7 protein-coding genes are annotated in these 6716 nt (G+C 65.1%); 1 reads left to right on the top strand and 6 read right to left on the bottom strand.

Annotation, left to right across the window (positions count from 1 at the left end):
• The 4 genes from Q8K84_RS08055 to rpsL all read right to left on the bottom strand — a co-directional run.
• Positions 1 to 141: GTP-binding protein (locus tag Q8K84_RS08055; protein WP_305279417.1), on the bottom strand; the 141-nt coding region annotated here is incomplete at its 3' end.
• A gap of 50 nt (positions 142 to 191) precedes the next feature.
• Positions 192 to 2270: an elongation factor G gene (gene fusA / locus Q8K84_RS08050; protein ID WP_305282089.1), complete on the bottom strand. Its 2079-nt coding sequence runs from the start codon at positions 2268 to 2270 to the stop codon at positions 192 to 194.
• Positions 2271 to 2385: 115 nt separating this feature from the next.
• Complete coding sequence (rpsG, locus tag Q8K84_RS08045; RefSeq protein ID WP_305282088.1) at positions 2386 to 2859, bottom strand: 30S ribosomal protein S7; 474 nt, start codon at positions 2857 to 2859, stop codon at positions 2386 to 2388.
• Positions 2860 to 2871: 12 nt separating this feature from the next.
• A complete protein-coding gene (gene rpsL, locus Q8K84_RS08040) occupies positions 2872 to 3243 on the bottom strand; it encodes a 30S ribosomal protein S12 (protein ID WP_293317138.1) in 372 nt (123 codons plus the stop codon).
• Positions 3244 to 3582: 339 nt separating this feature from the next.
• Here rpsL and Q8K84_RS08035 point away from each other — a divergent pair, with 339 nt between their 5' ends.
• Positions 3583 to 4182 (top strand): hypothetical protein, encoded by a 600-nt coding sequence (locus Q8K84_RS08035; RefSeq protein ID WP_305282087.1) that lies wholly within the window; start codon positions 3583 to 3585, stop codon positions 4180 to 4182.
• Positions 4183 to 4194: 12 nt separating this feature from the next.
• Here Q8K84_RS08035 and Q8K84_RS08030 read toward each other — a convergent pair whose 3' ends face one another.
• Positions 4195 to 4662 (bottom strand): YbjN domain-containing protein, encoded by a 468-nt coding sequence (locus tag Q8K84_RS08030; protein WP_305282086.1) that lies wholly within the window; start codon positions 4660 to 4662, stop codon positions 4195 to 4197.
• 92 nt (positions 4663 to 4754) lie between these two features.
• Positions 4755 to 6707: a S9 family peptidase gene (locus tag Q8K84_RS08025; protein WP_305282085.1), complete on the bottom strand. Its 1953-nt coding sequence runs from the start codon at positions 6705 to 6707 to the stop codon at positions 4755 to 4757.
• Positions 6708 to 6716: the final 9 nt, after the last annotated feature.

Genomic DNA, 6716 nt, shown 5'->3' with positions numbered 1-6716 from the left:
GTACTTCTTCGCCGTCGCACCGCCGGACTTCGCCAGCGTCATCGTGATCGCCGCCGTCAGCGTCGTCTTCCCATGGTCAACGTGACCAATCGTGCCGATGTTGCAATGCGGCTTATTGCGTTGGAATTTCTCTTTGGCCATTTCAAGCTCCAGCCCTGTCCGGGCTCGTCCTCTAACTAGGGATGGAAGGTTTAGGCGTACTTCTTGATGACTTCGTCAGCCACATGCTGCGGGACCGGCTCGTAGTGGTCATACAGCATGGTGAACTGAGCGCGGCCCTGTGACATGCCCCGGAGGGTGTTCACATAGCCGAACATGTTGGCCAGCGGCACGAAGGCGTTGATCACCGTCGCGTTGCCACGCATGTCCTGGCCCTGGATCTGACCGCGACGACCATTCAAGTCGCCGATGACCGAACCCACATACTCTTCCGGGGACACCACCTCGACGGCCATGATCGGCTCGAGCAGCTTCGGAGAGCCCTTTTCGCGCAGTTCCTTGAAGGCCGCGCGGGAGGCGATCTCGAAGGCCAGCACCGAGGAGTCGACGTCGTGATAGGCGCCGTCGATCAAGGTCGCCTTGAAGTCGATCAGCGGGAAGCCGGCCAGCAGGCCGTTGTCCTTGGCCGACTCGATGCCCTTCTGAACGCCGGGGATGTATTCCTTCGGCACCGAACCGCCGGTAAGCGAGCTTTCGAACACGAAGCCCGAACCCGGCTCGCCCGGCTCGAACACCAGCTTCACGCGGGCGAACTGGCCCGTACCGCCGGTCTGCTTCTTGTGGGTGTAGTCGATCTCGCAACGACGACCGAGGCTCTCGCGATAGGCCACCTGCGGCGCGCCGATATTGGCTTCAACCTTATAGGTACGCTTCAGGATGTCGATCTTGATGTCCAGGTGCAGCTCGCCCATCCCCTTGAGGATGGTCTGACCCGACTCGTGGTCGGTGGAGACCGTGAAGGACGGGTCCTCAGAAGCCAGCTTGGCCAGGGCCACACCGAGCTTCTCCTGGTCGGCCTTGGACTTGGGCTCCACGGCGATCTCGATGACCGGCGCGGGGAACTCCATACGCTCCAGGATGACCGGCGACTTGCCGGGATCGCACAGGGTGTCACCGGTGCGGGTGTCCTTGAGGCCGGCCAGGGCGACGATGTCGCCGGCATAGGCTTCCTTGATGTCCTCGCGGTTGTTCGAGTGCATCAGCAGCATGCGGCCAACCCGCTCGCGACGGTCGCGGGTCGAGTTCAGCAGGCCCATGCCGGTTTCGAGCTTGCCCGAATAGATGCGGCAGAAGGTGAGCGAGCCCACAAAGGGGTCGTCCATGATCTTGAACGCCAGGACCGACAGGGGCTCGTCGTCCGAGGCGCGACGCACCACCGGCTCTTCGGTCTTGAAGTCGATGCCCGGTGTCGGCGGGATGTCGAGGGGTGACGGGAGATAGTCGACAACCGCGTCGAGCAGGGGCTGCACGCCCTTGTTCTTGAAGGCCGAGCCGCAGAGGATCGGATAGAAGGCGCCATTCAGGACGGCCTTGCGCAGGCACTTCTTGATGGTCTCTTCCGACGGCTCTTCACCCGACAGATAGGCCTCCATGGCCTCGTCATCGAGTTCAACCGCATTCTCGATCATGTAGGCGCGGGCCTCATCGGCCTTGTCCTTCATGTCGGCGGGGATCTCTTCGTCGGTGAAGGCGGCGCCCAGGCCGTCATTCTCCCAGACCACGGCCTTCATGCGGACCAGGTCGATCAGGCCGCGCAGGGAGGATTCCGAACCGATCGGCAGTTGGATCGGAACGGCCTTCGCGCCCAGACGGTCGCGGATGGATTCCACCGACTTCTCGAAATCAGCGCCGATCTTGTCCATCTTGTTGATGAACACGATGCGGGGAACATTGTACTTGTCAGCCTGGCGCCAGACCGTCTCGGTCTGGGGCTCGACGCCGGCGTTGCCGTCCAGCACCGTCACCGCGCCATCGAGCACGCGCAGGGAGCGTTCGACCTCAATGGTGAAGTCCACGTGGCCGGGGGTGTCGATGATGTTGAGGCGCTTGCCCTTCCAGAAGGACGTCGTCGCGGCCGACGTGATCGTGATGCCGCGCTCCTGCTCCTGCTCCATCCAGTCCATGGTGGCCGCGCCGTCATGGACTTCGCCGATCTTGTGGCTCTTGCCGGTGTAGAAGAGAATCCGCTCCGTCGTCGTCGTCTTGCCCGCGTCGATGTGGGCCATGATGCCGAAATTGCGGTAGTCTTCGATGAGGTGCGTACGGGCCATAACGGAAGGCTTTGCTGAAAGAGGTCCGGAGATAGCTGCCGGTCGATGTGCTGAACGAACGGCGCGGGCGGTTTAGCTCAAACCGCCCGCGCCGGAAAGCGATGGATGACCGATCTTACCAGCGGTAGTGCGAGAAGGCGCGGTTCGCCTCGGCCATCTTGTGGGTGTCTTCGCGCTTCTTCACGGCGGCGCCGCGATTGGTCGAAGCATCCAGAAGTTCACCGGCCAGCTTCTCGGTCATGGTGTTTTCGCCGCGCTTGCGCGCCGCGGTCACCAGCCAGCGAATGGCCAGGGCGCGACGGCGCTCGGGACGGACTTCGACGGGGACCTGATAGGTCGCGCCGCCAACCCGGCGAGAGCGGACCTCGATGCCCGGCGCAACATTTTCCAGAGCCGCATGGAAGGTCTCCAGCGGGCCCTGGTCTTTGCGCTTGGCTTCCAGGATATCGAACGCACCGTAGATGATGTTCTCGGCGACGGCCTTCTTACCTTCGTACATCACATAGTTCATGAACTTGGTGACGACGAGATCCCCGAACTTCGGGTCGGGAAGGACTTGACGTTTTTCTGCGCGACGGCGGCGGGACATGTCTTCTGATCCTTACTTAGGACGCTTGGCGCCGTAGAGCGAACGACGCTGCCTGCGATCCTTCACCCCTTGGGTGTCGAGCACGCCGCGCAGGATGTGATAGCGCACGCCGGGAAGGTCCTTCACCCGGCCGCCGCGGATCAGCACCACGGAGTGTTCCTGGAGGTTGTGGCCTTCGCCGGGAATGTAGCACACCGCTTCAATGCCGGTCGTCAGACGGACCTTGGCCACCTTCCGCAGAGCCGAGTTCGGCTTCTTGGGGGTGGTGGTGTAGACGCGCGTGCAAACGCCGCGACGCTGCGGGCAGCCCTTCAGGGCCGGCACCTTGTTGCGCGAAGGCTTGTCCTTGCGCGGCTTGCGGATCAGCTGGTTGACCGTGGGCATATATTCTCTGCGCCATTCCTAGGCTTATGGGGGCGTGTGCCGTTGGGCCGATGCGCCCCGTTGAAGGGTCGTGTTTCGTTTTGTCGTCAAGCCCGGCTCTGAACACGAAAACTCGCCGGCGCGCATTGGTGAAGCGCTCCGGCGGGCGAGCCGTCCCTTGCAAGACTTTCGGGTCCGTCGAGACCTGGGACATCATCCCCGGCCTCAAAGGAGCGCGGTTCATACTCGCCCCGGCCCGGCCCGTCAATGTTTGCGCAACCTGACGCCCCGCTGGGGTCTGAACGCCACAGTTTCGCCCCCCGCCTCCCCCAGCTTGGCCGTAGGCGGCCGGAAGGGACGATGACGCGCGGCTTGAGAACCCTGGCGGCCATAACCCTGGTCGTAGCCCTGCATGTGGCTGCGCTCATGGCCCTGACCCAGATGGCGCCACCTGTTCTGTCGCCACAGGAGGGACCGATCTTCGAGATCGTCCTGGCGCCGCCGATGATTACGGGAGGGCGCCGTCCACCGCCGTCGGACCTGGCGATTCGCACCCTCACGCCGCGGCGGCCGCAGACGTCTGGAGACGAGCGCGATTCGCCGCCGGCCCCAGCCGCGCCCATCTTCGCCGACGGGGTGGACGACCCGCAGACGGCGGCTCGGGCGGCGGCGCAGGCGGCGCGACTAAGGGCCGCCCTGCAGCAGACCTTCGGCTGCAGCCATCCTGACATATCCCGGCTGAATGAAGCCGAACGCGCGGCCTGTCTCGCCCGCTTCGCCAGGGGCGCGGAAAATGCTCCCTATCGCCCCCCCTTGATGGACGGGGACAAGCAGCAGACCCTGAATAGAGCGGCCGCCCGGAAGGCGGCGGACCGGGCCTATCGAGATCAGACTTCGCCACCGCTGGGGATCAGCACGACGGGCGGCGGGCCGGTCATGAACCCCCTGCCCGATCTCTAGCCCCGAGGGCGGTCAGAAGTCGATGAAGTCCTTGAAGGCTGGAACCAGGGCGGCCCAGGTGCCGATGACGCTCTGGAGCTGTTCGGTCGTGCCGCCGAGCTCAAGGTCGACATCCATCTCCACGACGGGATCCATTTCGGCGTCGAGATAGGCCCGGCCGAACCGCATCTCGCGGTTCCACTCATTGATCTTCGCCAGACCCGGTGACTGTTTCATACTGAAGGCCACACCGAACTGAATGGTCGTGCAGCGTTCCCGCTCGCAGCCGTAGAAGTAGATGGCGAAGTTGCTCCCATCGGTGGCGCTTCGAACCATCGGGTCGCCGACCCCGTCCACGTCGGCCTGGGCGCGGTAGCCGTTGGCCTGCAGCACCTCGATCACCTCGGCCGCCGTCACGCCCCCCGCAGGCAGCGGCCGAGCCTGTGCTTCGACGGCCACAAGACTCAGGGCGAGACCTGCGATCATCCAAAGTCCACGCATGCAAATACTCCGTCTCAGCCAGGGGCGCCGTCGCCGCACTCATTTCATAACGCCGGTGAAACGGGAAGTGCGGGAACGGCGCCAAGCCTAAGCTACGATGCCGGCAGATGGGTGGCGAGGAAGCCATCCAGAGCCTCCAGCATCCGCGCCCGGCTCTGGGGGCGATAGAAGTAGTGGTTCTCACCTTCGAAGGTGAGGAGCTCGACGGACTTGCCCGCCCGCTCCAGGGCGTTCTTCATCAGCACTGAGTGGTCGAGCAGCACGACGGTGTCCTGCTCCCCGTGCATCAGCAGGATGGGCGCGGTGACCGCCGCGGCGTGGTTGGCAGGGGACGCCGCAACCATCTGCTCGCGGGTGGCGTTGGCCAGTTGATCGCGGAAGCCGGTGAACATGCCGGAATCACGCCCCGCCGCCCTCACCACATGGAGTTGCAGCATCTGCAGATCTGTCACCGGCGCGATCGCTGCGGCGCACTGGAAGGCGCTGGGGTGCAGCGTGGCCCCCACCAGGGCGGCGTACCCACCATAGCTGGCCCCGATGATGCAAACCTGCCGCGGGTCGATCAGGCCGTCGGCCCCCAAGGCGGCGACCCCGTCGAGCAGATCCGTCTGCATCTTGCCGGCCCACTCTCCGCGCCCCGCATCCTCAAAGGCCTGGCCAAATCCCCGGGAGCCGCGGAACTGAGGCCGGAGGACCGCGTAGCCCCGGGTCGCCAGAAACTGCGTCAGGTAGTCGAAGCTGTTGGTGTCGCGGGAGGCCGGTCCGCCGTGCGGCAGAACGATCAGCGGCAGACCCGTCGCCCGGCCGCCTGGGGGAAGGGTCAGATAGGCAGGGATCTGCAGGCCATCGCGGGCCTGGTAGGTGATCCACCTTGTCGCACCTAGTTGGGCCTCGCCAAGCTCGGGGAAGGCCGAGCCCAGCGGCGACAGCTCCTTCTTGCTCCAATCCAACAGGTACCAGACCGGCGGAGCATCAGCGCCTTCAGCGACGATGACGAAACGCTTCCGGTCCTGCGACCAGCTCACCAGGCCCAGGTCGCGTCCCGGAAGGGCCCGGCTGAGCAGCCCGTGCACGGCGCCGATCTCGGGGTCGAGGTATTGGACGGCCATGGTCTCGCCGCCCGCCATCAAGGCGAGCGCCTGGCCCGTGTACGGGTCACGCACCAACCGCGGCTGGTAAGGACTGGGTTCTCCGACGCGCTCAATCTGGCCATCGGCGAGGCGATGACGGATGACCTGTTGGCCCGCCTCATTCACCTGGAGGAGATAAACCGAGTCCTCAGGGTCGGAGTAGCCGAGGTAGTCGCCGCCGGACTCCTCGCGCCAGATTTCGGTCCAACGGCGCTGCCCCTTGGCGCGGGCGAAGACGCGCGCCTTGGCGACCTTCGGATCAACCTCCAGACGAACCCGCGCCTCACCCTCGGAGTCCGGTTCGAAATAGACGGAGTCAAAGTTGCCGTTCTCGACGATCCGCCCATGTCCCGTGCCAGGATCGGCCCGCCAGAGCGACCACTTGAAGTCCTGCTCGTCCCCCTTTTGGACGATCCGGCTGTCCACATTGGAGCGGTCGATGGTCTGCTGCAGCCCCATCAGATAGATGACCGGCTTAGGTCCGTGAATCACCCGCACGACGGGCTGGCCCGTCGCATAGCGGCTGGCATGGTCGTTGGAGAGCAACAGGGCCCCGACCTCACCTCCGGCGCTGACCACGACGTTGCGCTCGAAGCGCGCCTGACTACGGGGGCCGAACTTCTCCCAGTAACCGACCCGGACGATCACATAGTCATCGCCCGCCCAGTCGATGCTGACCGCCTCAACATCTCCCAGGGAGACCGTCTTGGCTCCAGCCTGATCGAGGGTGGCGATATTGAGGGACCGGGCGCCGGCTGGGCCGCCGAGCAGGGCCACCCGCGACCCGTCCGGCGAGATCGCCGCATCCTGGATCGCCTCCAACCGGGCGAAGGCCGCCACCGGCGGCGGCGCAGCCACCACCGTCGTCGCACCCACGGCCCACGCCGCCAGCGCCATCATCATCAGGACGCGCATGGGATTCCC

Source organism: Phenylobacterium sp. (genome assembly GCF_030679875.1).
Classification (GTDB): domain Bacteria; phylum Pseudomonadota; class Alphaproteobacteria; order Caulobacterales; family Caulobacteraceae; genus Phenylobacterium.
Note: the sequence above shows the minus strand (reverse complement) of the source record. Positions and strands in the feature narration are given on the sequence as shown.

Coding starts and splice junctions, on each gene's coding strand:
- fusA (WP_305282089.1), bottom strand. CDS start 2,270: ATGGCCCGTACGCACCTCATCGAAGACTACCGCAATTTCGGCATCATG.
- rpsG (WP_305282088.1), bottom strand. CDS start 2,859: ATGTCCCGCCGCCGTCGCGCAGAAAAACGTCAAGTCCTTCCCGACCCG.
- rpsL (WP_293317138.1), bottom strand. CDS start 3,243: ATGCCCACGGTCAACCAGCTGATCCGCAAGCCGCGCAAGGACAAGCCT.
- Q8K84_RS08035 (WP_305282087.1), top strand. CDS start 3,583: ATGACGCGCGGCTTGAGAACCCTGGCGGCCATAACCCTGGTCGTAGCC.
- Q8K84_RS08030 (WP_305282086.1), bottom strand. CDS start 4,662: ATGCGTGGACTTTGGATGATCGCAGGTCTCGCCCTGAGTCTTGTGGCC.
- Q8K84_RS08025 (WP_305282085.1), bottom strand. CDS start 6,707: ATGCGCGTCCTGATGATGATGGCGCTGGCGGCGTGGGCCGTGGGTGCG.